The sequence below is a fragment of the Klebsiella sp. CN_Kp113 genome, assembly GCF_040064585.1.
Taxonomy (GTDB): domain Bacteria; phylum Pseudomonadota; class Gammaproteobacteria; order Enterobacterales; family Enterobacteriaceae; genus Klebsiella; species Klebsiella michiganensis.
In genome coordinates this window covers 108660-132749 of record NZ_JBEAID010000026.1, presented here as the reverse complement: position 1 = coordinate 132749, position 24090 = coordinate 108660, and the positions used below count along the sequence as shown (strand labels likewise).

Annotated in this window: 18 protein-coding genes, 1 tRNA gene and 1 pseudogene; 13 read left to right on the top strand and 7 right to left on the bottom strand. The window is 53.0% G+C overall.

All coding sequences use genetic code 11. The annotated features are described in order from the left end of the window. Positions 1 to 36: 36 nt before the first annotated feature. Positions 37 to 750 (bottom strand): hypothetical protein, encoded by a 714-nt coding sequence (locus ABLV30_RS18435; protein ID WP_348865638.1) that lies wholly within the window; start codon positions 748 to 750, stop codon positions 37 to 39. 114 nt (positions 751 to 864) lie between these two features. On the opposite strand from ABLV30_RS18435, the gene ABLV30_RS18430 reads away from it, so the two are divergent. The 6 genes and pseudogenes from ABLV30_RS18430 to ABLV30_RS18405 all read left to right on the top strand — a co-directional run bounded on the left by ABLV30_RS18430 (position 865) and on the right by ABLV30_RS18405 (position 12909). Continuing rightward, positions 865 to 3636 (top strand): type I secretion C-terminal target domain-containing protein, encoded by a 2772-nt coding sequence (locus tag ABLV30_RS18430; RefSeq protein WP_064358393.1) that lies wholly within the window; start codon positions 865 to 867, stop codon positions 3634 to 3636. 167 nt (positions 3637 to 3803) lie between these two features. After that, positions 3804 to 5241, top strand: a pseudogene (locus ABLV30_RS18425) (TolC family outer membrane protein). Then, positions 5238 to 7385: a type I secretion system permease/ATPase gene (locus tag ABLV30_RS18420; protein WP_046877472.1), complete on the top strand. Its 2148-nt coding sequence runs from the start codon at positions 5238 to 5240 to the stop codon at positions 7383 to 7385. The pseudogene ABLV30_RS18425 and the gene ABLV30_RS18420 overlap by 4 nt, the downstream one beginning before the upstream one ends. Continuing rightward, the gene (locus ABLV30_RS18415) at positions 7382 to 8587 is read left to right on the top strand and encodes an HlyD family efflux transporter periplasmic adaptor subunit (protein WP_004849542.1); all 1206 of its coding nucleotides are present in this window, start codon (positions 7382 to 7384) and stop codon (positions 8585 to 8587) included. Before ABLV30_RS18420 ends, ABLV30_RS18415 begins: the two co-directional genes overlap by 4 nt. A 197-nt stretch (positions 8588 to 8784) precedes the next feature. Then, positions 8785 to 11928 carry a glycosyltransferase gene (locus ABLV30_RS18410; protein ID WP_265800533.1) on the top strand — a complete coding sequence of 1048 codons (3144 nt, stop codon included), beginning with the start codon at positions 8785 to 8787 and terminating at the stop codon, positions 11926 to 11928. Between the two features lie 42 nt (positions 11929 to 11970). Beyond that, the gene (locus tag ABLV30_RS18405) at positions 11971 to 12909 is read left to right on the top strand and encodes a peptidase (protein ID WP_148851915.1); all 939 of its coding nucleotides are present in this window, start codon (positions 11971 to 11973) and stop codon (positions 12907 to 12909) included. Between the two features lie 13 nt (positions 12910 to 12922). Here the strand turns inward: ABLV30_RS18405 and ABLV30_RS18400 are convergent, their stop codons facing one another. From ABLV30_RS18400 to rlmI, 3 genes are all read right to left on the bottom strand, one after another. Further along, positions 12923 to 13624, bottom strand: a complete 702-nt coding sequence (locus tag ABLV30_RS18400) for a helix-turn-helix domain-containing protein (protein WP_032721025.1) — start codon at positions 13622 to 13624, stop codon at positions 12923 to 12925. 458 nt (positions 13625 to 14082) lie between these two features. Beyond that, the gene (gene hspQ / locus ABLV30_RS18395; RefSeq protein ID WP_009651933.1) at positions 14083 to 14400 is read right to left on the bottom strand and encodes a heat shock protein HspQ; all 318 of its coding nucleotides are present in this window, start codon (positions 14398 to 14400) and stop codon (positions 14083 to 14085) included. A 60-nt stretch (positions 14401 to 14460) separates the two neighbouring features. Next, positions 14461 to 15663 carry a 23S rRNA (cytosine(1962)-C(5))-methyltransferase RlmI gene (gene rlmI, locus ABLV30_RS18390; RefSeq protein WP_148851916.1) on the bottom strand — a complete coding sequence of 401 codons (1203 nt, stop codon included), beginning with the start codon at positions 15661 to 15663 and terminating at the stop codon, positions 14461 to 14463. A gap of 191 nt (positions 15664 to 15854) precedes the next feature. Between rlmI and ABLV30_RS18385 the strand changes: the two genes are divergently transcribed. The 3 genes from ABLV30_RS18385 to yccX are packed head-to-tail and all read left to right on the top strand — an operon-like array spanning position 15855 to position 17545. Further along, positions 15855 to 16409, top strand: a complete 555-nt coding sequence (locus ABLV30_RS18385; RefSeq protein ID WP_014228676.1) for a YbhB/YbcL family Raf kinase inhibitor-like protein — start codon at positions 15855 to 15857, stop codon at positions 16407 to 16409. Between the two features lie 16 nt (positions 16410 to 16425). Further along, positions 16426 to 17214, top strand: a complete 789-nt coding sequence (locus ABLV30_RS18380) for a helix-turn-helix domain-containing protein (RefSeq protein ID WP_014837988.1) — start codon at positions 16426 to 16428, stop codon at positions 17212 to 17214. A 49-nt stretch (positions 17215 to 17263) separates the two neighbouring features. Then, positions 17264 to 17545, top strand: a complete 282-nt coding sequence (gene yccX, locus ABLV30_RS18375; RefSeq protein ID WP_004849561.1) for an acylphosphatase — start codon at positions 17264 to 17266, stop codon at positions 17543 to 17545. Here the strand turns inward: yccX and tusE are convergent. Together tusE and yccA are read right to left on the bottom strand one after the other, a co-directional pair. Beyond that, a complete protein-coding gene (gene tusE / locus ABLV30_RS18370; protein WP_004849563.1) occupies positions 17542 to 17871 on the bottom strand; it encodes a sulfurtransferase TusE in 330 nt (109 codons plus the stop codon). The two genes, yccX and tusE, sit on opposite strands and share 4 nt — an antisense overlap. Before the next feature lie 88 nt (positions 17872 to 17959). Beyond that, a complete protein-coding gene (gene yccA, locus ABLV30_RS18365) occupies positions 17960 to 18619 on the bottom strand; it encodes an FtsH protease modulator YccA (RefSeq protein WP_004100829.1) in 660 nt (219 codons plus the stop codon). Positions 18620 to 18886: 267 nt separating this feature from the next. On the opposite strand from yccA, the gene ABLV30_RS18360 reads away from it, so the two are divergent. The 4 genes from ABLV30_RS18360 to ABLV30_RS18345 all read left to right on the top strand — a co-directional run bounded on the left by ABLV30_RS18360 (position 18887) and on the right by ABLV30_RS18345 (position 22374). Then, positions 18887 to 20515, top strand: a complete 1629-nt coding sequence (locus ABLV30_RS18360; protein WP_148851917.1) for an ABC transporter substrate-binding protein — start codon at positions 18887 to 18889, stop codon at positions 20513 to 20515. 141 nt (positions 20516 to 20656) lie between these two features. Continuing rightward, a tRNA-Ser gene (locus ABLV30_RS18355) sits at positions 20657 to 20744 on the top strand. Between the two features lie 326 nt (positions 20745 to 21070). Further along, positions 21071 to 21862, top strand: coding sequence for an ATP-grasp domain-containing protein (locus tag ABLV30_RS18350; protein WP_148851918.1), 792 nt, complete (start codon positions 21071 to 21073; stop codon positions 21860 to 21862). 53 nt (positions 21863 to 21915) lie between these two features. Beyond that, positions 21916 to 22374 (top strand): hypothetical protein, encoded by a 459-nt coding sequence (locus tag ABLV30_RS18345; protein WP_265800537.1) that lies wholly within the window; start codon positions 21916 to 21918, stop codon positions 22372 to 22374. 245 nt (positions 22375 to 22619) lie between these two features. Here ABLV30_RS18345 and ABLV30_RS18340 read toward each other — a convergent pair whose 3' ends face one another. Continuing rightward, the gene (locus ABLV30_RS18340) at positions 22620 to 23912 is read right to left on the bottom strand and encodes a haloacid dehalogenase-like hydrolase (RefSeq protein WP_064407432.1); all 1293 of its coding nucleotides are present in this window, start codon (positions 23910 to 23912) and stop codon (positions 22620 to 22622) included. Positions 23913 to 24090 lie beyond the last annotated feature (178 nt).

Genomic DNA, 24090 nt, shown 5'->3' with positions numbered 1-24090 from the left:
CTCTTTAAGCCATCTTAAATGACTCTGAGGTGTCTGTTAAACCCGTGGCGATTCAGACAGCGACTCGGATTCTGATAGCGACTCGGATTCTGACAGCGATTCCGACTCCGACAGTGACTCCGATTCTGACAGCGACTCGGACTCCGACAGCGACTCTGACTCCGACAGCGACTCGGATTCTGACAGTGATTCGGACTCTGACAGCGACTCCGATTCCGACAGTGATTCGGATTCCGACAGCGACTCCGATTCCGACAGTGATTCGGATTCCGACAGCGACTCCGACTCTGACAGCGATTCGGACTCCGACAGCGACTCGGATTCAGACAGCGATTCTGACTCCGACAGCGATTCTGATTCCGACAGCGACTCCGATTCAGACAGTGATTCTGATTCGGACAGCGACTCCGATTCCGACAGTGATTCGGATTCCGACAGCGATGCTGACTCTGACAGCGATTCTGATTCAGACAGCGATGCTGACTCTGACAGCGACTCGGATTCCGACAGCGACTCGGACTCTGACAGTGATTCGGATTCTGACAGCGACTCGGATTCTGACAGCGATTCGGACTCTGACAGCGACTCGGATTCTGATAGTGATTCCGACAGCGACTCCGACTCTGACAGCGACTCGGATTCTGATAGTGATTCCGACTCTGACAGCGACTCGGATTCCGACAGCGATATCGAGGCCATCCCCGATAGCAACAGCCCGGACGTTGTCGCGCTGGAAGGTAACCTGAACAACGTCAGCGGTACCAGCGGTCAACTGGTTGGCCTGACGTTACTCAGCACCGTCGATGTCTCGCTGCTGTCGGGCAAAATCTGCGCTTTAGCGTGGGTTCCGGAACCGTTGAGGATATGACGGTATCGGTGAACGGCAACTCGCTGCTGACGGCGAGCGGATTGCTGACCACTATCGTCAACCTGCTGGGAGCAGGAAATACCCTGACGGCCGATCTGTCGGTGGTGAATACGGCCACCGGCGAAGTCGTGGCGATTGCGGAAAACAGCGTCTCTATCTCGGCGAGCCTGCTTGGCGGGCTCTCCTATAACGGCACGGTCTCCTTCGCCAATCTGCCGGCGGGCGACTACACCATGGTTATCTCTGCGCCGGAAAGTAACGGCCCCCTGGTATCGTTGATCAACGCGCTGGCGGCGGCCCAGGTGGCAAGCTTCGTCAACGTGGACGTGACGGATTCCGTTGGCTACAGCGTCGGCGCCATTGAAGGTAACGTGCTGGATACCACAGCCAGCGGCGATATGCAGGATAGCGGTCAGGGCATCTCGGTCACCAGCGCGGTATCGGACTCCGTCGACGGATCGACCCCGGTTAACGTGACCAGCGCTGGCGTCAATATCACCGGGGCTTATGGGGTACTGACGATTCACTCTGATGGCAGCTATAGCTACCAGTTGACCAAAGGCGGGGCCGCTATCGGTCAATCGGATGTCTTTAGCTATACCATTACCGATGAAGCGGGCAATACCTCGACGACTAACCTGACGATTAATATCGGCGGCAACATCGAACCGGCGCAGGCCAATCCGGATGCTCAGGAAACGGATCTGACCGCGACGTTCGATACCCTCAACGGAGAAAGCGGTACCGTTGGCCAACTTGTCGGCGTCTCGTTACTTGGTTCCGTCAACGTTGGCTTACTCAACGGCAATAGTTTTGACTTTGACGTCGCCGCGGGGGCAAACGAAAAAGTGCTGCTCGCTGTCTCTGGGACCACCGGCCTGAGCCTGGGCGCGGCCCTGAGCACGTTGCTGAGCCTGCTGGGTGGCGCATCGTCCTTTACGGCGGATCTCTCTATCGTCGATAAGGCGACCGGCGAAGTGGTGCAGGTTCTGACCAACGCCGTCAACATTAATGTTAATGGACTGGGTCTCAGCCTGGGCTATAGCGGCGGCGGCTGGTCCTCAATGTTACCTTCAGGGTCGTACACGGCGGTGGTCTCTTCACCGAATACCGGCGGTCTGTTGGGCGCGCTGCTGGACCTGAACCTGGGCACCTTTGTCAACGTGTCGGTCACCGACTCTGAGGGCTATCACACCGACAGCCTGACGGGGAACGTCCTGCAAAGCGATGGCGACGGCGATGTGGCGGACACCGGGGTAAATATTAAGGTGACGAGCGTCACCGCCACCTCGGTGACCGACGCCGATCCGGTATCGGTCACCAGCAGCGGAACGACGATAGCCGGTGCCTGGGGATCGCTGACCATCCATAGCGACGGTAGCTATACCTATCAGCCGTACGGCGGAGTGAATAGCGTCGGCCAATCGGAGGTCTTTACCTACACCATAACCGACAGTCTGGGCCACACGGCGAGCACGACGCTGACGATCGATATCGACAGCCCGGCTTCGCTGGCGGTGAATGATGTCGTTGCGCTGAACGTGGCAACGGCGCTGGCAACGGTGAATGTTCCGGCGATTGACACCGCGGGGCTGAACACAAGCGGTAAGTCGACAACGGGCGGAGTATCAGCGAGTAAGTCGATTAGCTTTAGCGTGGGGGCCGATCGCGAAATGGATACCCTCTCGGTGAATGTGAACTACACCGCAAGTGGCTCGGTGGTCAATACCGTCAGGATTGACAGCACGGTCAGTATTTATCATGTGCTCGGCGACGGCAGTAAGGTTCTGGTGTGGCAGGGGGTACCGACAGAAAATCTGACCACGATTATCGGCGCAACAGCTAGCGCTACGGATACGCTAACGCTAACGGGTGTGGCATTGAGCGAAGGAAATTACGAGATGGTCCTGGCTTCGAAAGCCACCGCCACTCTGGATTCTTTCTTAACGCCAGCGCCGAATTATACGGTTGGAGCTTCTATCACCGGTACAACGTTCGATACCGCAACGCATTATACGGTGGCAGGAACCAACGTCAGCGGGAATATCCAGAACGGAAACAACTCGGGCGGTACGGAAGATTTCCATGGCGTGCTGTATGCCTCATACACCGTCGCCGGACATACTTCCTCTGGCAGTGCCGAATCCTGGACCTTCAACAGTAATGGCAGTATCACCACCAGCAACGGTAGCGCAGTAACCGGAAGCAGCGTCACAATTTACGGTGACTATGGCACCCTGACGATGGCGAATAATGGTTCTTATACCTACAGTCTGAAGGCAGGGATGGATGTGTCGACAATCACGCACAAGGAGGTCTTCGCCTACACGGTAAACGACAGTAATGGCGTTTCTTCCGCGGCGACGCTGACCATCGATCTGCATCCGCAGATTACCGGCAGCGTGAACGGCGACGATATCCACAGCACCGCTTATGACGATACCTTCACCCTGGGTATCGGGGCCGACACGGTGGTTTACAACCTGCTGGCCGATGACAATACCGGCGGCAACGGCAGCGATACCTGGAAGGATTTCTCGGTTGCGCAAGGGGATCATATCGATGTGTCGGCGCTGCTGGTTGACTGGGATGGGAACAGCAGCAGTCTGGGCAACTATGTGACCCTGAGCTACGTTGGCAATAACACGGTGGTATCCATCGACCGCGACGGCGGGGCCGGTGACCATCAATCAACAACCTTAATTACGCTGGAAGGGGTGCATATCAATTCGCTCAACGAGCTGCTTGATACAAATAACTCCAACTAATCGGCGTTATAGTGAACGGCACACGGAAGTGCCGTCCAGATTATTTATTGCGGAGGAATGAATCGGGCAGCGATCCGGGAGATAGCAGACCGTTATTTAATAAAAATAATGATGCGGAAATTATTATATCCGTTTTTTCAGTGCGTGAATTCTGAAGGGTAAATTTGATGCGTCTATTTAAACAAAAAAGGAATGTCATAACCTGCGGCTATACCGCTCTCTTTATTGCTTTGAATCCGCCGTTTTCAGGTCATGCGGAAAATTCATACTTGATGCCGAATGATATTAGCAGCCAGCGTTTAACCGATAGCCAACAGGTCGCGGGGTACAATGAAGAGATTATTAATAGCCAGACCCGAATATCCGGCCCGCTGGATATTAAAAAAGCGGTAAAAAATGCGGTCAACTGGCATCCGGCGATTACCCAGGAGGTCAGCAAACTCCAGGAAATGGCGCAGAAAGTTGACGTGGCGAAAGCCAAATATTACCCGCAAATTAGTGCGGGTATGAATAATGGTTATAGTAATACTTATTCTGATGCCGGATATACGCCATCGCTGGTCGTCTCGGTATCGCAAATGCTTTACGACTTCGGCAAAGTGTCCAGTTCGGTCAGAGCCGCCGACTCCGGCGTGGCCCAGCAGCAGGCCACCGTCATGCTGAATATCGACCAGGTCGCTCACGACACCGCCGCGGCGGTAGTGCAGGTGCAGGGCTATCAAAAGCTGGTCGACATCGCTAAAGCGCAGGTCGATTCGCTTAAACAGATTGGCGATCTTATTCGCCAGCGCAACGATGCGGGGGCGTCATCGTTATCGGACGTTGTGCAGACCGATACCCGCGTGGAGGGCGCGCAATCTACGCTCCTGCAATATCAGGCGGCCCTTCAGCGCTGGAAAGCCACGCTCGCGACCTATATCGGCATCGGCGGCATTGCCACGGTGACGGATGACCTTCCGCAGGGGATGGACGCCGCCTGCGCGGTATCCAAAATCGATTACCGCTCTGTTCCGGCGGTATTAGCGGCGCTGGCCCAGGCCGGCCAGGCTCAGGCTCAGCTGGATAACGCCAACGCGCAAATGCTGCCGACGATTTCCCTTGAGCCGGAAGTCACCCATTACCTCAACGATAACTACGCCAACAGCGCGGTACTGAATAAAACGCAATACTCCGCCTGGGTGAAAGTGCAAATGCCCATCTATCAGGGCGGTGCGATGACCGCCTCCCGCGACGCCGCCCAGCAAAGTCTGGCGGCGGCGAATGCGGCGATCAAAACCGCCCAGCTGGACGCCAGCCAGAAGCTGAACGCCTCTCGCGATGAAGCGGTTAATCTTGCCCAGTCGCTGGGGATTCAGAAACGTCAGCAGCAGCTGGGTGAGCAAACCCGGGCGCTGTATCAGGATCAGTATCTTCAAGCTCGGCTCGCGGCCGCTGCTGGATCTGCTCAACGTCGATCAGGAAATTTACCAGGCCAGATTTAGCCAGGTCCTGACGGAATCACAACTGCGTTCGCTGGAGCTGGACTGCCTGTTCAGCACCGGCAAGATGCGCTCGGTGTTCGCACTGGAAAAGCAAAATATCCAGGGCGTGGAGATCCGCCCATGACCTCACAAAACGAACGCGCCGGGATACCGCATTTGCTCGATTGGTCTAATGCGATTGCTTTTATTGCCAACCACTATCGACAAAGCTTTTCTCCCGGCACGCTGCATGCCGCCGCCGAGTGGGCGACGCAGAAAACCCTGCCGGAGGCGCTCCGGCACCTGGCGCGCCACGCCGGGCTAAACTGCCAGTTTTTATCTCCGGGCGATGAGAAAATGTCGGCCTGGCGGCTACCGCTGGTCGTCCAGCTGCGCGACGGGCAAGTCGCCGTGCTCGAAAGCTTTGACGTTAATAACGCCGTCGGGGTGCGGTTTGTGAAGGAGCTCGCGCTGCTCAGCTACTGCCCGCTGGAAACCCTGCTGCCGGAAATTGAAAAGACCATTGCGTTTCGCCCGTCAGCACCGGAAAGGGATATTCGCACCGAGAGCTACCTGGCCCGCTTTCAGCCGGACTGGCTGCGCAAAATTGTGCTGAAAGATATTCGCCCCTACCTGCACGTGATGCTGGCGTCTTTTGCCATAAACGTTCTTGCGCTGAGCGGTATTCTGTTTTCGATGCAGGTTTACGATCGGGTGATCCCGGCGCAGTCTTATCCCACTCTGTATGTCCTGTTCAGCGGCGTATTGCTGGCGGCGGTATTTGCTTTTGTGCTGAAAATTATGCGCGGGCACGTCACGGATCTGCTCGGCAAACGCGGGGATATTCGCGTTTCTGACCGGGTCTTCGGCCACGCGCTGCGCCTGAAAAACAGCGCGGTACCGCGCTCGACGGGGAGCTTTATTTCGCAAATCCGCGAGCTGGAGCAGGTGCGCGAAATGATGACCTCAACGATGATGACCATCGTGGCGGATTTACCGTTCTTTTTGCTGTTTCAGGTGGTGCTGTTTATCGTCTCGCCGTGGCTAAGTTGGATTGCGCCGGTGGCAACGATTCTGATGATCCTGCCCGGCCTGCTGCTGCAGCGCAAGCTCGCGGCGCTGGCCAATAAAAACCAGCATGAAAATACCTTGCGTAACGCCATTCTGGTGGAAAGCATTCAGGGGTTGCAGGACATCAAAATGATGCAGGCGGAAAGCCGCTTTTTGCATCAGTGGAATAGCTATATTGCCATTACCGCCGAGTCGGGGGTCAAAACGCGCAGGCTCACCCACGGCCTGGTCAGCTGGGGAATGTCGGTGCAAAACCTGCTCTATGCCACGGTGGTGGTGGTCGGCGCGCCGCTGGTGATTAATGGCGACATCACCACCGGGGCGATGGTGGCGGCATCAATGCTCTCGACCCGCATGGTGGCGCCGATGACCGCGCTGTGCGGCGTACTCGCTCGCTGGCAGCAGGTGAAAACGGCGAAGGCCAGCCTTGATAACCTGATGGCGCTGCCGGTCGAAGGGGGGCAGGACGAAACCCGGGTTCACCGCGCCGTGCTGCACGGCAACTACGAGTTCCGGCAGGCGGAATTCCGCTACGGCCTTAACGATGCCGCGATCCCGCTGCGTATCAACCAGTTATCCATAAAAGCCGGCGAGAGAATCGCCATCCTTGGGCGAATCGGCGCCGGTAAATCGACCCTGCTGCAGGCGATGATGGGCAACGTCGAGCTGGTTTCGGGCGAGCTGCGGCTGGATGATTTAAGCCTGCCGCAGATCGACCTCGCGGATATTCGCCGCAACGCCACCTTGCTGACCCAGGAGGCGCGGCTGTTCCACGGCACCCTGCGCGAGAACCTGATCCTCGGGCGACCGGCGGCGACGGATGATGAAATCTTCTCGGTGCTTACCCTGTGCGGCGCGCTGGAGTTTGTGCGCAAACTGCCCCTCGGTCTTGAACACGTCATTATGGAAGGCGGGCTGGGGCTTTCAGGCGGCCAGCGGCAGTCGCTGCTGCTGGCCAGGACGCTGCTGCGCGATCCGAACATTATCCTGCTCGATGAACCGACCTCGTTTTTCGACGAGCGAACGGAAAAGGCCTTTGTGGAACAGCTGGCGCAGTGGGCCGGCGATCGAACGATGATCATCGCCACGCATAAAGCGGCGGTGCTTAATATCGTCGACCGGATCCTGGTTATCCAGGACGGGCAGCTGGCGCTGGATAAACCCAAAGCAACGGTTTTTGAGCAAGAGAAAGCCCGTGGCCAGGTGGTGAATATATGAATAAAATCCCCCTGATGGCCGATCACGACCCGGTGGCGCTGCTGCCGGATAGCGAAGAAGACGAGGCGAAAATTGTTAAATCGCGGCGGCTGATTCTCCTGCTGGCCGTTATGCTGCTGGTGGGCGGCGTCTGGGCATGGTTCGCGGTACTGGACGAAGTCTCAACCGGTACCGGAAAAGTGATCCCCAGCTCGCGGGAGCAGGTGATACAAACCCTCGACGGCGGTATTTTAACCGAGCTGAACGTACGGGAAGGCAGCAAGGTACAAGCCGGACAGGTTGTGGCGCGCCTCGATCCCACCCGCAGCGAATCTAACGTCGGCGAAAGCCAGGCGAAATATCGCGCCTCGCTGGCGGCGAGCATTCGCTTAACCGCCGAGGTGAACAATCAGCCGCTGGCGTTTCCCGACTCCCTGAAAGCCTGGCCCGCGCTGCTGGCGGAGGAGACGCGTCTTTACCATAGCCGCAAAGAGCAGCTGAGCAAATCGACGCGCCAGCTGGATGAGTCGTTAAAACTGGTGAATAGCGAACTGGCCATCACCGAAAGGCTGGCGAAAACCGGGGCGGCGAGCAATGTCGAAGTGCTGCGTCTTCGCCAGCAGGTCGCGGATATTAGTTTTAAAAAGATCGATCTCAATACTCGCTATTTTGTTGACGCGCGTGAACAGCTGTCAAAAGCCAATGCCGACGTGGCCAGCCTGGCGGAAGTGATAAAGGGGCGCGCCGATTCGGTCACGCGCTTAACCGTCCGTTCGCCGGTGCAGGGGATCGTTAAAAATATTAAGGTCAATACGATTGGTGGGGTTATTGCGCCCAACGGCGAGCTGATGGAAATTGTTCCGGTCGATGGCCGGTTATTAATCGAAGCGCGGATTTCACCTCGTGATATCGCTTTTATTCATCCTGACCAGCAGGCGCTGGTGAAAATTACCGCCTATGATTATGCCATCTATGGCGCGCTGAACGGCGTGGTGGAAACCATATCGCCGGATACCACTCAGGATGAAGCTAAACCGGATGTTTACTACTATCGGGTGTTTATTCGCACTGACTATGATTACCTGGAAAATAAAAGCGGCAAGCGTTTTTTAATTGGCCCGGGAATGATTGCCACCGTTGATATTAAGACCGGCGAAAAAACGGTCATGGATTATCTGGTCAAACCGTTTAATCGGGCAAAAGAAGCCTTAAGGGAACGTTAATCAACGGGCGAGCTTCTTATCGGCTACGGGCCATCGCCGTTTGCGGTCCGCCAGCCCGGACAAGACGCGTTGAGCGCCGCCTCCGGGGAGTGTGCCGGGCCGAGCCATCGGCGCAATATCTAAAATGGGTTTGTTTGCAGTCTCTGATAATAATTTTTAAACATTCAACGCATTCTTGAATAAACGGAGAGGGGAAGATGGCGCTAAGTGATTTACTGCAACAAGCCTGCTTTCAGGCGAAAAAATTAAAATCCACCGTATTGCCCTCTGACTATCCGGCATGGGTAATCTTCTTTAGCGTCAGCGATGGCCAATCACGCGCGCATATGCATATTTCTCGCGGTACCAGCTTCGATCTCGCGTGGCTGGCGGGGGCCAGGGCGCTGCAGGAGTGGCGTAAAAAACAGGACCGCGAACCGCAGTGGCTGCGGGTTGACGTCGTGGACAGCGTGGAAAAGCTCAGCTGGCAATCCCTCAATGAAAAATTCATGGTCACCAAGCGTAACTATTTTCGCTTTGGCCTCGCGTTTGACCCGCAGTTTAATTGCGCAATGCTCGAGCAGGAAATTGCCGGCAACGCGCTGCTCTACGATGGCGATAACGGCGTCGTGGCGCCGAATAGCGTCAATCTGGAAAACTACGCCCGGCGGCGGTTTAAACAGACGCTTAGCTGGCCGCAGGATCCGCAGCAGCCGCTCTGGCGCTTTAAAACGCAGGGGATCTTCTGCGATCGTTTTGGGTCAAAAGTGATGGAGCAGAGCGGGCGAGGTTCCGGCTATCGCGTTATCGGGGAAAACTGGCAGGACGAGTGCCTCGCCGAGGTGATTAAAAAAGGCACCGATTATCTGGCCCGTCAGGTAAAGCAAGACGGCCTCTACCATTACGGCTGGTTTCCCTGTTTCGACCGCCCGGTCCGATCCTATAACGCGCTGCGCCACGCCAGCTCCACCTATTCGCTGATCGAGGGCTGGGAAGCGACCCGTCAGCCGTCGGTTCGTCAGGCGATAGACCGCGCGATTGCGTACCTGGTTAACACGCTGATTGAAGTAAGGACGCTGGACGATGGCCGCGAGGCGGCGTTTCTCTGCGACGTGGGCGATGAGATCAAGCTCGGCGGTAACGCGGTAAGTATCCTGGCGCTGGTGAAATACACCGAAACGACCGGAGACCGGCAATATCTGCCGCTGATGGCGCAGCTGGCGACCGGCATTGCCTTTATGCAGGATCCGCTCAGCGGCCAGTTTGTTCACGTATTGAATAGCCACGATCTGTCGCTGAAAGCCAAATTCCGCATCATTTATTACGATGGCGAAGCGGCTTTTGCCCTTATGCGCCTGTACGGCCTGACCAAAGCGCCGCAGTGGCTGGAGATGGTGGAAAAAGCCTTCGCCTATTTCATTAAAAATAAGCACTGGCAGCACCATGACCACTGGCTGAGCTACTGCGTTAACGAGTTAACCCGCTTTCGCCCGGAAGAGAAGTACTTTCGCTTTGGCCTGAACAACGTGCGCGATCATCTTGATTTTGTGCTGCATCGCGTCACCACCTATCCCACGCTGCTGGAATTAATGATGGCGGCGTCTGAGATGGTGACCCGTCTGGACGCTTCGCCCGAGCATCGCCATCTGCTGGCGGATTTTGACCAGCAGAAGTTCTGGCAGGCGCTGGAAGTTCGGGCGCGCTATTTGCTGAACGGCTTCTTCTGGCCTGAGCTGGCGATGTTTTTTAAAAATCCCGCACGGATCGTCAACAGCTTCTTTATTCGCCACCACAGCTACCGCGTGCGTATCGATGACGTCGAGCACTACCTTTCCGGCTTTATCGCCTATCAGAAATACCATTTAGCGGCAAAAAAGCCGCTGCTCCCGCAGGACGACGCGCCGCCGTCGAATAACGCGATCCCCGTTTTTCTGCTGGAGACGCTGCGCGACGTCGGCAACGGTATTGAGGTGGCGGCCATGCGGCGGGCGAAGCTCTTTACCGAACATTTGCGCACCGTGCCCTGGATAGTTACCGCGACGTGGAATCCCGAATTGTCCAGAGCGGTGCGGGCGCTGAAAGCACGCGGCGCGCTGCCCGAAGAGGTGCCGGTTTATAACCTCTATGAGTGGCTCAGCGATTGCTTTGAGATGAACGCGATCGCTGCGCTGGCGCCGCTGGTGGGCAATATCGAGCTCAGGCATGCCGTCAATCCCGGCGCGGATGTCGCGGTGGGTAAACACAACTTCCTGCTGCGTCCGCAGGGGAGAATCATCGAAGACTATATTGATAGCGCCGGCAATATTCTGCTGCGCAAAAGCTTTGACGAGAAAAAGGGCAACGTGCAGCTAAGCCATCTTGAAATTGCCCTGGCGGGCGGCGAAGTCAAACGCTTTGCTCAGGAAGAGGCGTTTTATGCGTGGATGCTGGAAACCCGGCTGGCGGAAAAAGGGCGCTGGCATTTTATCGTCGATAAAAATAAAACGTGGAAAAGCTTCGTCTGCTCGCGGCCCGCACAGCGCATGGCGTGTACGCTGAGCGCGATTATTCACTCCCATCATCAGCTGTCTAACGGCGCGCTGAAAAGCTCCTACCGGCATATCCTCGAACAGCCGGAGCTTGTCGATCGGCTGATTGTCCTCACCGATGAGCAGTGGCAGGACCTGCAGCTGGAGGGCTTCCCGGCCGCGCGGATGGCGGTAATCCCCAATCATCTCGATAACGGCAATATTCCGGCGAACCCGCAGAAAGCGCCGTCGCAGACGGTCATTTATCTGGCGCGCTATTCGGAAGAGAAGCAGCATGCCTTGCTGCTGAACGCCTTTCGTAAAGTGCTGACGGCGATCCCCGATGCGCAGCTGCACACCTACGGGGTCGGGCCGCTGCGGCGCAGCTTAAGCGCGCGGGTGGCGGAGTGGGGGCTGGAGAAGGCGATCCATATCAACGGCTTCACCTCCGACATCGCGCAGGCGCATAAAACGGCCTGCTGCACGGTACTTTGTTCGACTCAGGAGGGGCAGTCTCTCTCCGCCGTGGAGGCGATGGCCTACGGTACGCCGCTGATTAGCTTTGCCATTAAGTACGGTCCGCGCGACATCCTGCAGGACAGGGAGGCGGGGATTCTGGTGCCCTGCGGCGATGAGGAGGCCCTGGCGGCGGCGCTGATCGCCGTTATCTCCGACAAGTCGCTGCAGCAAAGTATGCAGCAGGCCGCGCTGCGCAACGCCCAGCGCTACTACGGCAGCGCTATCGCCGGACGCTGGACGGCATGGCTGCAGACAAGCGAGCGTCAGCTGGATGCCGGCGCGGAGCGCGGAAACGGGCTGGAAAAAAAGCGTCCTCGGGCGGTTAACGTTGGCTAACCGTCAGCGCCTTTTTTATTCCCGCGGCCCTCAGGCGTGGCGATGAGGCGAGTCATCGCGCTCCTGCTGGCATCCTGCTGCTGTTCGCCGCTGCTGGCGCGCGATGTGGTGCAGGTTTCCCGCTGCGTTCCCGGCTCTTTGCTTCATGGGCATAGCCTGGAAAAAGCGCACGTCGTGGATGACTTTCATATTTACTACAGCCTGCAGGGTAGGGACGCCCTGCAATATCCGCAGGATAGTACCGGCGAGGGCGTGCCGGATGTCGTGAAAGACATTGCGAGCCAGCTCCAGGCTGCGAAATATCTCTATACCTCGCTGCTGGGCCTGCGCTCGCCGCTGCAGCAGAAAATTTATCGCCAGGCCCGACAGATCAACATCTACCTGCTGACGCTCCCCAAAGGTCACGGCCTGGCCTTCGATCGGGTGGCGGCAGAAACCATGGGTGACGGAACGGCGCTGCCCTGCGGCTTAAAAATTGTCCTTAACGCCGCGCTGCGGCCGGCGCGCAACATTACGCCAGCGCATGAATTATTTCATTTGTATCAATACGGCTACGGGGTTTTTAAACAGAAATGGTACCTGGAAGGTATGGCGCGCTGGATGGAAAATACCTTCAGACCCGCGCAGGAAAGAGTCGTGCCTTCACCCGGGGAGGTTACCTGCGAGAGCAACGTTTCTCGCGGCTATAGCGCGGCCACCTTTTGGGCCAGCTATGCGCAGCAGGCGTTTGCCGCCACGCTGGTGCCGGATAACGCGCTGGCGTATCGCTATGTCGACGGCAGCCCGGTGTTTCAAACCCGGACGGTACCCGGCGGCGCGATGCTGGCGCCTTTTTTTCAGCAGCTTGCGCTCAGCAGCCGGCGCATTTCTGGTGAAATGAAGCTGCCCAATATCCGCTGGAGTGAACAGCAGCAGCGCGACGGGCGGTACAGTCGCCTGATTTGCCAGGCGTTAGCCGCGACGGCGCAGAATAAAAAATAAGCGGTATGCTCACTCATTCTGCTGGCTGCGCGGGCCCGGATTTTGAATAAAGCCTGTTCATCTTTTCCGGCAAATCAATAATATCCGTCAGGATGCCGCGCGATAAATGGATATAGCCGTCACTCTTCAGCTTCGATAATACCCGCATGATGCCGCTGCGGGACAAAAAAGAGTGGTCCATAATATAATTCACGGCAGTGATGTTGTTTTTAATTGCATTTGGTTCATCAATAAGTTCGAGCAGATGGCTACGTATAATTTCGTATGCGGAGAGTTGTGATATCGTCATGCAATGGGCATAGACTTTGGCCGAACTATAATCCTGCAGCATCGCCAGCGATTGCCAGAGATGATATTTGACGACCTGCTCATGAAAAAAACGTTGTGGAATCAAAAGTAAGCGCGATGTTTCTTTCGTTTTAACATACAGATGGCGGGTATATGCCAGCTGGCAGCTGGCGCCAAAAATAAACGGTGCGCTTTCAGCATTAAGGATCATCCCATCGCTTATGCGGTTTAACGCCACGCTCCCGTCGAATAAAATGAGGCACTGTCTTTCACCATTCCGCGTCAGGCTGATGTTGCGTTTTTTGCTAATGGTGCAGGGCGTATGCTCTTTAGCGATTATCTCAATCAATTTTTCAATATGATCGGTGGGCTTCACGACTTTGCTTAAAATTTCATCGCGGAGCAGCGAGTGATTATTCCTCTTCATTGTTACCCTTTTAAAACAATGAGTTGAAAATATTATTGAATGGATATTGTACGCGTCTAATAATCAATAATATGCTTTCTGTTGGCAACTTATCGAACATTGCCAGGATTATTTTCCTGCTATAAATTACGATTTGTAATCTAAAACCTGTAATTCATATTAGTCAATATAAATTGATTTTTTTTATTGTTTTTTTAAGCCAGGTAGATCTTTTTTTGCGGCTGGTCTTTTTGCGCAAAAAGTCATGTTATTGCGCGTGAGGAATTTCTCGCTTCGTTTTTGATTTTTTAACGCGGTGATAAGCGGAGTGAGTCAGGTAGGTATATGTGTTTATTAACTAAAAAAGCGCGGCGTTTATTTTTTATCCTATTTGCCGTATGCGCGGCGGCAAGGAGGAGATGAAAATAGCCAGCGGGGTTTTAAACCTGGCGGTATCCAGGCGTAAAACCCACAAATGACTAGTTGCGCAATCGAGGGGCCTGCAGCTGCTGGCGAATGGTTCTGGCCAGTTCGTCCAGCGACGGCTGTTCAGGATGTTCGTCGCTGGGCTCGCTGCTCAGCTGCGCTTCTGCGAGATAAGTATGAATCGGCTGGCCATCATCGTCTTCCATCACCACATGATACCAGGGCGCAAGGCGCAGTTCGTCGTTAGCGGCGATTTCATCCTCTTCCGGCTCCGTGAGCGAGTACTCGGGATCGACATCGACGATCACGCCCAGGTAGCCCAAAAGCGTGTGGCGAACTTGTTGGCCGATACCGAATTTGCTGGCTATCATAAGCACCTCCTGGGAGACATGATTACCTGCTATATGCGGGCCGATTCTCCACTTTTCAAGTTACATGATGCGGCAAGCAAACCCTTTCAGATACAGCCCTTCGGGGTAGGTTGCTATCACCGGGTGGTCGGCAGCCTGGCGGAACTGTTCTATAAATTGTACATCACGTCCGGCATCCAGGGCGGCATCGGCAATGATTTTCTGAAATAAATCGGTGGTCATCAGGCCGGAGCAGGAGAAGGTCAGCAGGACGCCGCCGGGATTCAGGAGCTGAATCGCCAGCATGTTGATGTCCTTATAGCCGCGGCAGGCGCCCATCAGCTGGCTTTTGTTTTCAACAAACTTCGGTGGATCCATCACAATCACGTCAAACTTTTCGCCGGCGTCGCGATATTTCCGCAGCAGCTTGAAGACGTCGTCGCGGATGAACTCCGCTTTAGACAGATCCAGCTTGTTCAGCTCAACGTTCTGCTTTGCGACGTCCAGCGCCTCCTGCGAGGTGTCAACGCTGACAACCTGACGGCAGCCGCCTATCAGCGCGGAGATGGCAAAACCGCCGGTATAGGAGAAGCAGTTCAGCACGCGCTTATCAGCGACGTAGCGACGGGTCGCCAGGCGGCTGTCGCGCTGGTCAAGGTAATAGCCGGTTTTGTGACCGCCCTGAATGTCTACCAGCAGCTGCATACCGTGCTCGGTAATCGGCAGCAGAGCAGGCGGCAGTTCGCCGACAACCGGCCCCTGCGCCAGCTCCAGCCCCTCTTTTTTACGCACCGCGACGTCGCTACGATCGTAGATAGCGCAGTTCGGAAACAGGGTTTGCAGCGCGCTGACAATCGACGCCCGCTGGTATTCGGCACCGGCGCTCAGCAGCTGCAGTACAAAAAAGTCGCCAAAACGATCGATGGTCACGCCCGGCAGGCCGTCGGACTCACCGGCTATCAGGCGATAGCTATCGAGCCCGTCGCGGGCCGCCAGCCACTCGCGCCAGGTTTGCGCCTGCTGCAGGCGACGTTCGAAAAAGGCGTTATCAATGGCTTCACTGCGATCGAAGCTCCAGACGCGGGCGCGGATCTGTGAAGACGGCGAATAGGCGCCGCGGGCCAGCCATTTTCCCTGCGAATCAACGATATCGATGGTCTCACCTGAACGAGCCTTACCTTCCATCCGGGCGACGGCGCCGGAGAAGATCCAAGGATGGCGACGCAGCAGGGATTTCTCGCGTCCTTTGGTTAACACTAAGCGGGGGAAAATGGAGTCTGTCATGGGGCTACCTTTAAGCAACGGGAATGTCGGCACCGAAAAAATGGCGCGTAGGTTAGCACAAGTGGCTGAGGCAAGCACCATTCCACTGGTATCGACAAGTGAGCGTTTCGGCACAAAACGCAGGCGCTTTGGCACAATAAAAAACATGCCGGGATCTTACAGTATTTCCTCACCTTACGGAGGAAAATACGATGAAAACAGGATTGAAGGTCGCAGCCGCGATGATGGTTATTATGAGCGGGACGGTGATTGCCGCGCCGTTTAGCGTCAGCAGCGCGGATATGCGCGACGGCCAGACGCTGGCGCAGACGCACTGGTTTGGCGGTTTTGGCTGCACCGGCGGCAATATTTCACCGCAGATCGCCTGGAAAAATGCTCCGGCGGGTACCCGCAGTTTCGCGGTGACCGCTTACGATCCGGATGCGCCGACCGGGAGCGGCTGGTGGCACTGGACGGTGGTGAATATTGCCCAACAGGTGACTGGCTTAGCCGCTGGCGCCGGAGACAAAAATAACGCTAAACTGCCCGCCGGGGCGATACAGGGGCGCAATGACTTTGGCTATGCGGGTTTTGGCGGCGCGTGTCCGCCCGCCGGAGATAAACCGCATCGCTACCGCTTTACGGTATGGGCGCTTGATACCCCGACGTTGCCCATTGATGGCGAGGCCAGCGGGGCGTTAGTCGGATTTATGTTACACAGCCACGCTATCGCCAGCGCGCAGTTAACGGCGCTGGCCGGAAGATAATAAAAAGGGCGGCATGATGCGGAACATCCATTTTCACCATAACGCGTTAACGGCGGCGGAAATCACTACCCGTCGTTTATGCAAACTGCACCGCGTCACGCTGTTCTCGCCCGCGATCTGCCGGGTAAACCGCGGCAGTAAGGTCATTGTGCAGGGCGCCAGCGAGATGCTGGCAACGCCGCAGCAACTGATTATTTTGCCCGCCGAGGTTGAGCTCGAGGTGATTAATCAGCCGGAAAACGGGCTGTTTTGCTCCGACCTGCTCTCTCTCACGCCGGAACTGCTGGCGGATTTTAAGCACCGCTATATGAGCGAGCCGCAGACCGGTCGTCTGACGTCGCTTTGCGCGCCGCTGGCGCCGGAAATGTCGTTTATGTGGCAAAGCGTCCTGCGGGCGGTACGGGAGGGGCTCAGCGCCGAGCTGCAGCACCATCAGGCGATGGGATTGCTGCTGGCGCTGTATCAGGCTGGCTACGCCGGGCCGCTGCTCAACGAGCGGCGCGAGGACATAACCGGTCAGGTCAGGCAAATTATTATGCTGTCGCCTGCCGAAGCGTGGAGCGTGGCGAAAGTGGCTAAAATGCTCTTTCTTGGCGAATCGACGCTGCGCCGTCGTTTGCAGCAGGAGTCCCGGAGCTTCCGCCAGATCGTGGAAGAGGTCCGTATGGCCTACGCGCTGGGGCAATTACAGTCGACGTCGCGACCCATTGGCGACATTGCGCAAAGCAGCGGCTACCTGTCAGGCTCGCGCTTTAGCGCCCGTTTTCGTCAGCACTATGGATTATTACCTAAGCATGTACGTTGACGGAATTTGCTATCCTCTGTATTGAGTCATTGGCCGAAAAGGGGGGAACATGGCAACGGTTTGCACGATGGCGTGGGTATACGGCTCCGTTCAGGGCGTCGGGTTTCGCTATTCGACCCAGCGCGAGGCGCTGCAGCTGGGATTAACGGGATACGCGCGCAATCTCGACGACGGCGGCGTGGAGGTTCTGGCCTGCGGAGAACCGGACCAGGTGGAGAAACTTATTGCCTGGCTGAAGGCCGGTGGGCCGCGCAGCGCGCGGGTGGACAGGGTTCTGACCGAGCCCCATCAGCCCACCAGAGAGTGGCAGAAATTCGCCATTTTGTATTAGATGCATTTAACCGGTTTAGGCAGTCCGGCGATTTTTGTCGCCTGCTTAGCCGGGCCTTTCGGGAACAGGCGGTAGAGATAGCGGCTGTTGCCTTTCTCTTCGCCAAACTTGTTCGCCATGGCCTTCACCAGCATACGAATCGCCGGTGAGGTGTTAAATTCCAGATAAAAGTCGCGCACAAAGCGCACCACTTCCCAATGCTCAACGGACAGGCTGATGCCCTCCTGTTCAGCGATAACGGCCGCCATCGCTTCGTTCCACAGGGTTGTGTCCTTCAGATAGCCTTCGCTATCGGTCTCTATTTCATTGCCTTCAAAGATAAACATGATTCTTCACATACCGCTGAAAATGGCGGCAGTGTAGCAAAAAATAAGGCCCCGCATAAGCGGGGCCTGAGTACAGACGGGGAGAGGATTAGTCTCTGCTGGCGAAGCCAAGGATGCTCAGCAGGCTGACGAAGATGTTGTACAGCGAGACGTACAGGCTAACGGTCGCGCGGATGTAGTTGGTTTCACCGCCGCGGATGATGTTGCTGGTCTCAAACAGAATGGCGCCTGAAGAGATCAGGATAAACACCGCGCTAATCGCCAGATGCAGAGCCGGCAGCTGCAGGAAAATGTTGGCAACCATACCGATAAGCACGACCACCACGCCCGCCATCAGCATTCCGCCGAGGAAGGACATATCTTTACGGGTGGTCAGCACGTAGGCCGAGCAGCAGAAGAACACCAGCGCGGTACCGCCCAGCGCCAGGCCAATCAGATCGCCCATACCCGCAGACAGGTAGGCGTTAAGCATTGGCCCCAGGATGTAGCCCAGAAAACCGGTAAAGGCGAACGCGGAAATGATACCCGTTGGCTTATTCGCGGTTTTATAGGTCAGGAACATCAGGCCGTACATACCGACCAGCGTCAGAATCAGACCCGGAGAAGGCAGCATCAGCACCGTGCTGGCCGTCGCCGTAATAGCGGAAAATGCCAGCGTCAGGCTAAGCAGGAAATAGGTGTTCCGCAGAACTTTGTGCGTGCTAAGTAGCGATGAACGGTCTCGCGACGATGTAATTATACGATCCATGAGTCACTCTCTTATGACAGATGTAATTAATAACGAAGCATAAAAAAAACAGGGCCTAAGCCCTAATGCTTTTACCCATCTTTACTCAAAGTCAGCGGGCTGAATGCAGCACATTATTCCAGGAAAAAAAGAATAAGTGGCATTTTTATTTGTTCGCCTTCCGGAGTCAGATCGAAATCTGATAACTCACTGAAAAATATTGCGTTATAGCCATTCTGCGACTAACTCTGGAGAGGGTACTCACGAAGCGTAACAAAGGCAAGGGATATGAAAATACAAAAATATAATCACATCACACGCGTACTGGTGGCCGTCGGTCTGTTCTCCATGGTCATCCCGGCGCTGGCCGCTCAGGTACCGCCGGGAACGGCGTTGGCCGAAAAGCAAGAACTGGTCAGAAATAACGGCAGCGAACCGTCGTCGCTGGATCCGCATAAAGTGGAAAGCGACGTTGAAAACAACATTATCAGCGATCTTTTTGAAGGGCTGGTCAGCGTATCGCCAACAGGAGAGATTGAGCCCCGGCTGGCGGAGAAGTGGGAGAATAAGGACAACACCGTCTGGACGTTCCACCTGCGTCCCGGTGTGACCTGGTCCGACGGTACGGCGATCACGGCGCAGGATATTGTCTGGAGCTGGCAGCGTCTGGTGTCGCCGCTAACGGCGTCGCCTTACGCGAGCTATCCCGGCAATATGCATATCGTCAACGGGGCGGAGATCGCGCAGGGGCAAAAAGCGCCCGAGACGCTGGGTGTCAAAGCGATAGATGATGTCACCCTTGAGGTCACCTTAACTCAGCCGAATGCGGCGTTTTTGGCGATGCTGGCGCACCCATCTTTGGTTCCGCTCGATAAAGTGCTGATATCGCGCTACGGCGACAAATGGACCAAACCGGAGCATATCGTAACCAGCGGGCCCTATAAGCTGTCGCAGTGGGTGGTGAATGAGCGCATTGTGGCCGAGCGCAATCCGCGCTACTGGGATAACGCGCATACGGTCATCAATAAGGTGACGTACCTGCCGATAAGCTCTGAAACCGCCGACGTCAACCGCTATAAGGCGGGAGAGATCGATATTGTGTATACGGTACCGATTAATCAGTTTGCCCAGCTCAAAAAAACCATGGGCGATCAGCTGGATGTTTCGCCGCAGCTGGCCACCTATTATTACGAATTCAACACTACCCGGCCGCCGTTTAACGACCCGCGCGTACGGCGGGCGCTGAATATGGCCCTCGATAAAGACATTATCGCGGAGAAGGTGCTGGGGCAGGGGCAGCGTCCGGCCTGGCTTATCAGCCAGCCTGACATCGGCGGGGTAAAGCTGCACAATCCAGAGTACGCCAGCTGGCCACGCGATAAGCGTATCGCCGAGGCGAAAAAGCTATTAAGCGAAGCCGGGTATAATGAGACCCATCCGCTGGTCTTTAATCTGCTCTATAACACGTCCGAATCTCACCAGCGAATTGCCATCGCCGCCAGCTCAATGTGGAAAAAGAACCTTGGCGTTGAGGCGAAGCTGCAAAACCAGGAGTGGAAGACCATGCTCGACGCCATGCATACGCATAATTTTGACGCCGTGCGCTACGCGTGGATAGCCGACTATGACGACGCCGCGACGTTTCTCAATAACTTCCGCACCGGCGACAGTGAAAATACCAGCCAGTACAGCAACCCGGCCTACGATGAGGCGCTGCGCAATGCGGCAAAAGCCTCTGACACGACGGCACGGGGCAAGTTCTACCAGCAGGCGGAGGATCTGTTAGGTCAGGATGTCCCGGCCATTCCGGTCTATCACTACGTGCGCACCCATCTGGTCAAGCCATGGGTAGGGGGATTTACGCCGGATAAGCTGGGGTATTACTACACCAAAGATATGTACATCAAAAAACATTAACGCGAAGAGGGCGGTTTGCGCTGAAAATCTGCGCAAACTGCCTGAATTTCAGACGAATAACGCGTTTTTGTTTAATTTTAAGGCAGTTGAATAAATTGGTGCTTTACAGCCTGAACAGAGGTGTTTATAGTGCGCCTCATTGGAAGCGTGGCCGAGCGGTTGAAGGCACCGGTCTTGAAAACCGGCGACCCGAAAGGGTTCTAGAGTTCGAATCTCTACGCTTCCGCCAAATTCTAAATAAAATCAATAACTTAAAGAATGGTTTTGATTTTATAGTGCATAAAGTAGTACAAAAAGCCCGTTTATACGGGCTTTTTTACATCTAAAGTCCGTCCTTTGCTCAATAAATATCCTTTCAAATACTCATCATTCAGGTGAGGGCTAATGCATTTCGAAGCGGGCTCTGTAAAGACGTCAGTGAATAATCCCCCCGGCGTTAAGTCATTTAACACACTCCGAGCAGATAAACAGGCGAGTATATAAATTATACATCACTGCCAATAGAGTGTTACGTTACCCATAATATAGACAAATATTAAGAAAAGGATAGGTTTCATGCAAATAATTTACCCAAGTGATTATTTTAATCTGAATAGAGTTGATGAAAATTATGAGGATGAATTCAACTGTGCAAGTGACAACGGAGTAAAATGTGTTTTGCTATCATCACAGCATTTATTAGATAGCAAAATTAAACTTTCAGGAAACCTTGAGGCGCATGCACCAGTTATTTGGCGAGGCTGGATGCTTAAACAGAAAGAATATAAAACATTATACAATACTGTTAAAAGTCATAGTGCGGAAATGTTAGTTTCTCCTGATGATTACGCTTCTTGCCACTATATTACGGGCTGGTACGGATCATGTAGTGATTATACACCTGAAACTATTTTACTTACTGAGAATGATGATTTCGAAAAAATCACATCACGATTAAAATGGCCTTCATATTTTGTTAAAGACTATGTTAAATCACTTACGACATCGCGTGGTTCGATAGCGAAAAATGCCGAGGAAATACAGGGGATTTTAGCCCATATTAAACAATATCGCGGAGAAATAGAGGGTGGTGTCGTGCTTAGAAAGGTTGAGGACCTAAAACCCGAAACAGAACGTAGATATTTTTCATTCTATGGAAATGTCTACTCTGCTGATGATGTTATCCCTGCTATTGTTCATGAAATAGCGAAGCATATAGGCTCCCCTTTTTTCTCAATAGATATGGTTGAGACAGCTTCATCCAATCTTCGTTTGATCGAAATCGGCGATGGGCAAGTTTCAGATATCAAAGAATGGGACGTCCAAAAATTCGTTAAGATGATTGTAAAGACCAGCGTGTCTGGATGAGTATGTTTTAATATCAGCCTGGTTTTAAGTCTTCAGGATATGAGGCTCAAGGTATGAATAAAGTTAACAATATATATACTTGTTTTTTTAAATTGCTTGGTAAAAAAATTATCAAGTATGAAACGGCCGAGATTTATTTTGATGACTGGGAACCCTGGAATGATTTACCCATAAGAATCTACTTTGATGGAGGTGAGGTAATCTCTATTGCCTGGTCTAAATTTGATGAACTATGGTTAAGTAATGATCTAACACTTCCGTTTTCGATTGAGTATAATCAAGTTCGCTGGGTGACAAATAGTCCAAAAGAAATCAGGGGATGTCTAAATAACAGGATATTATCGGTAAAACTTGGTGTGGATTATTTGGTTATTGAAAATAATAAAATAGAAGTATTTACACATTTGTTGGTTTATACAACTAACGGAATTTTGGATGTGTTTAATAATCTGGATGAAAATGGTTATTCTTTGACCTCAGGTTTTTATGAAAAAACAATGGATGTTGTATAGAGGACTTATGTCATAAATTGAATGTTGTTATTAAAGTCGCTGGATTTAATATGTTCATGCTTAAAAAGGAATGTTTGATTATACTGCGTAGTATTATGATTTTTAATCCTTTAAAAATATCAACGTCAGGCGTTATTATAAATAATGTACTATGACAAGGTCATGATGTTATATTTAAAGTAATTAATATCATTTCACTAGCAATGCCCCCGTTTCAAGTAAGAGGCATTGCTGTAAGTCGATACCTATGGTAAAGATACTTTGTTATTAGTGCCCATCAATATGCTACTTTGTGATGGTAAAAATTCCCCTTTATTTTCATCTCTTCCTTGTAATAATATTTTTGCATCATCTTTATTATAGTCACGAACGGCTTTAGCTGATAACTCACCGATAATTGTGTCAGATGAGCGTAGCCGGTTAATAATAAGAACACAGTTTGTGTCATTAAAGTCGGACATCATGTTTTGATCTCCTTCGCTATCGCCAGCAACTAATATTGGTCCTGTATTTTTGTAATGTTGTTGTATAAATTTCTTTATAGTTTCGGTTTTACCTTTACCTTGCGTCTGGGGATAGTATGGATCGAGGCTGTGAGTCAATCTACCTTCTTTATCATATAAGGGATGCATTGCATAGACATGAGACTCAGGAACAGAAAAACCATATTTTTCTGTAGTAACGATGCTTTTTATCACATCTAAAGCAGAAGCGGAAATGACATAAACATCAACACCTGCCTGCTGTAGGTTTTTATATAATGTCTGCATTTCTGGGATCAGCCTGAATCCATTTTTCCATGTTACTGATACGATACCAGCTCGGCCTGCCATATCTGCTGGGCTTACCCATGTCACCTTTCCGATAGGCTGGTTATTTTGCCACTCAATAGTATCGTGCACTAAATCAGCTACTTCTTTTTTGGACATGCCAGAAAAGAGATACGTCACCCATGGATAAGATACCTCATGGTCGAATGACCCACCGATTGCATCATATAAATATCTCATTTTCACTATAAAATTCATATAATTGGAATTTTTTTTAATTTCATCAAGCGTTTTATTACCCGCAAATCCGCTGTAATTATTGTATAGCCATGTGTAGCTATCAATAATGTCTTGACCAATGAGGTTTATATTAACCGGTTGATGATTTTTATTATTATAATCCGAGTTAAAGTTTGAAGGCGGTATATCTTTGTAAATTATCTCTTTCAATATCTCAGGTTTCATCGAAAATTTAAGGTTTTCTAGTTGATAGATAAGCGTTGCCTCTTCGATATCCAGAAAAGCTGTTGTGTTGTCAAAATCAAAAACAGCATATAAAGAATGCGCAGGCTTCTGCTTTGCTTCTTGAATGAGTCTGTCAATTTTTCTTGAGTTGAACTCGTCCCAATTGCCGATAACTATTTGCTTTTGTTGGGGAATCGCAGTTTCTAAATTTTGTGATACTTGATTTGTGTTACTGGCACTGGCCGTTGTTCCATATACTCCAAAAAATACGGATAGTAGTGCATATATTATTGTCATTTTCATGATTAATTCCTTTTTTAGGGTGCATTACCATCTGTAGCAAAAAGTAAAAGCCAGCTATATCAAAAATTGGCACCCTGATCATGAATGTGATGGTTATCATATTTTATGAATATATGAAAATGGTGAGGGAGTAAGCCAGAATTATCTACAGAGAAATGTTTAGTATGACAAGGTAGCA

Bases quoted from the DNA above. Each gene is read 5' to 3' on its own strand.
- ABLV30_RS18430 (WP_064358393.1), top strand. From the start codon at position 865: ATGACGGTATCGGTGAACGGCAACTCGCTGCTGACGGCGAGCGGATTG.
- ABLV30_RS18420 (WP_046877472.1), top strand. From the start codon at position 5,238: ATGACCTCACAAAACGAACGCGCCGGGATACCGCATTTGCTCGATTGG.
- ABLV30_RS18415 (WP_004849542.1), top strand. From the start codon at position 7,382: ATGAATAAAATCCCCCTGATGGCCGATCACGACCCGGTGGCGCTGCTG.
- ABLV30_RS18410 (WP_265800533.1), top strand. From the start codon at position 8,785: ATGGCGCTAAGTGATTTACTGCAACAAGCCTGCTTTCAGGCGAAAAAA.
- ABLV30_RS18405 (WP_148851915.1), top strand. From the start codon at position 11,971: ATGAGGCGAGTCATCGCGCTCCTGCTGGCATCCTGCTGCTGTTCGCCG.
- ABLV30_RS18400 (WP_032721025.1), bottom strand. From the start codon at position 13,624: ATGAAGAGGAATAATCACTCGCTGCTCCGCGATGAAATTTTAAGCAAA.
- hspQ (WP_009651933.1), bottom strand. From the start codon at position 14,400: ATGATAGCCAGCAAATTCGGTATCGGCCAACAAGTTCGCCACACGCTT.
- rlmI (WP_148851916.1), bottom strand. From the start codon at position 15,663: ATGACAGACTCCATTTTCCCCCGCTTAGTGTTAACCAAAGGACGCGAG.
- ABLV30_RS18385 (WP_014228676.1), top strand. From the start codon at position 15,855: ATGAAAACAGGATTGAAGGTCGCAGCCGCGATGATGGTTATTATGAGC.
- ABLV30_RS18380 (WP_014837988.1), top strand. From the start codon at position 16,426: ATGCGGAACATCCATTTTCACCATAACGCGTTAACGGCGGCGGAAATC.
- yccX (WP_004849561.1), top strand. From the start codon at position 17,264: ATGGCAACGGTTTGCACGATGGCGTGGGTATACGGCTCCGTTCAGGGC.
- tusE (WP_004849563.1), bottom strand. From the start codon at position 17,871: ATGTTTATCTTTGAAGGCAATGAAATAGAGACCGATAGCGAAGGCTAT.
- yccA (WP_004100829.1), bottom strand. From the start codon at position 18,619: ATGGATCGTATAATTACATCGTCGCGAGACCGTTCATCGCTACTTAGC.
- ABLV30_RS18360 (WP_148851917.1), top strand. From the start codon at position 18,887: ATGAAAATACAAAAATATAATCACATCACACGCGTACTGGTGGCCGTC.
- ABLV30_RS18350 (WP_148851918.1), top strand. From the start codon at position 21,071: ATGCAAATAATTTACCCAAGTGATTATTTTAATCTGAATAGAGTTGAT.
- ABLV30_RS18345 (WP_265800537.1), top strand. From the start codon at position 21,916: ATGAATAAAGTTAACAATATATATACTTGTTTTTTTAAATTGCTTGGT.
- ABLV30_RS18340 (WP_064407432.1), bottom strand. From the start codon at position 23,912: ATGAAAATGACAATAATATATGCACTACTATCCGTATTTTTTGGAGTA.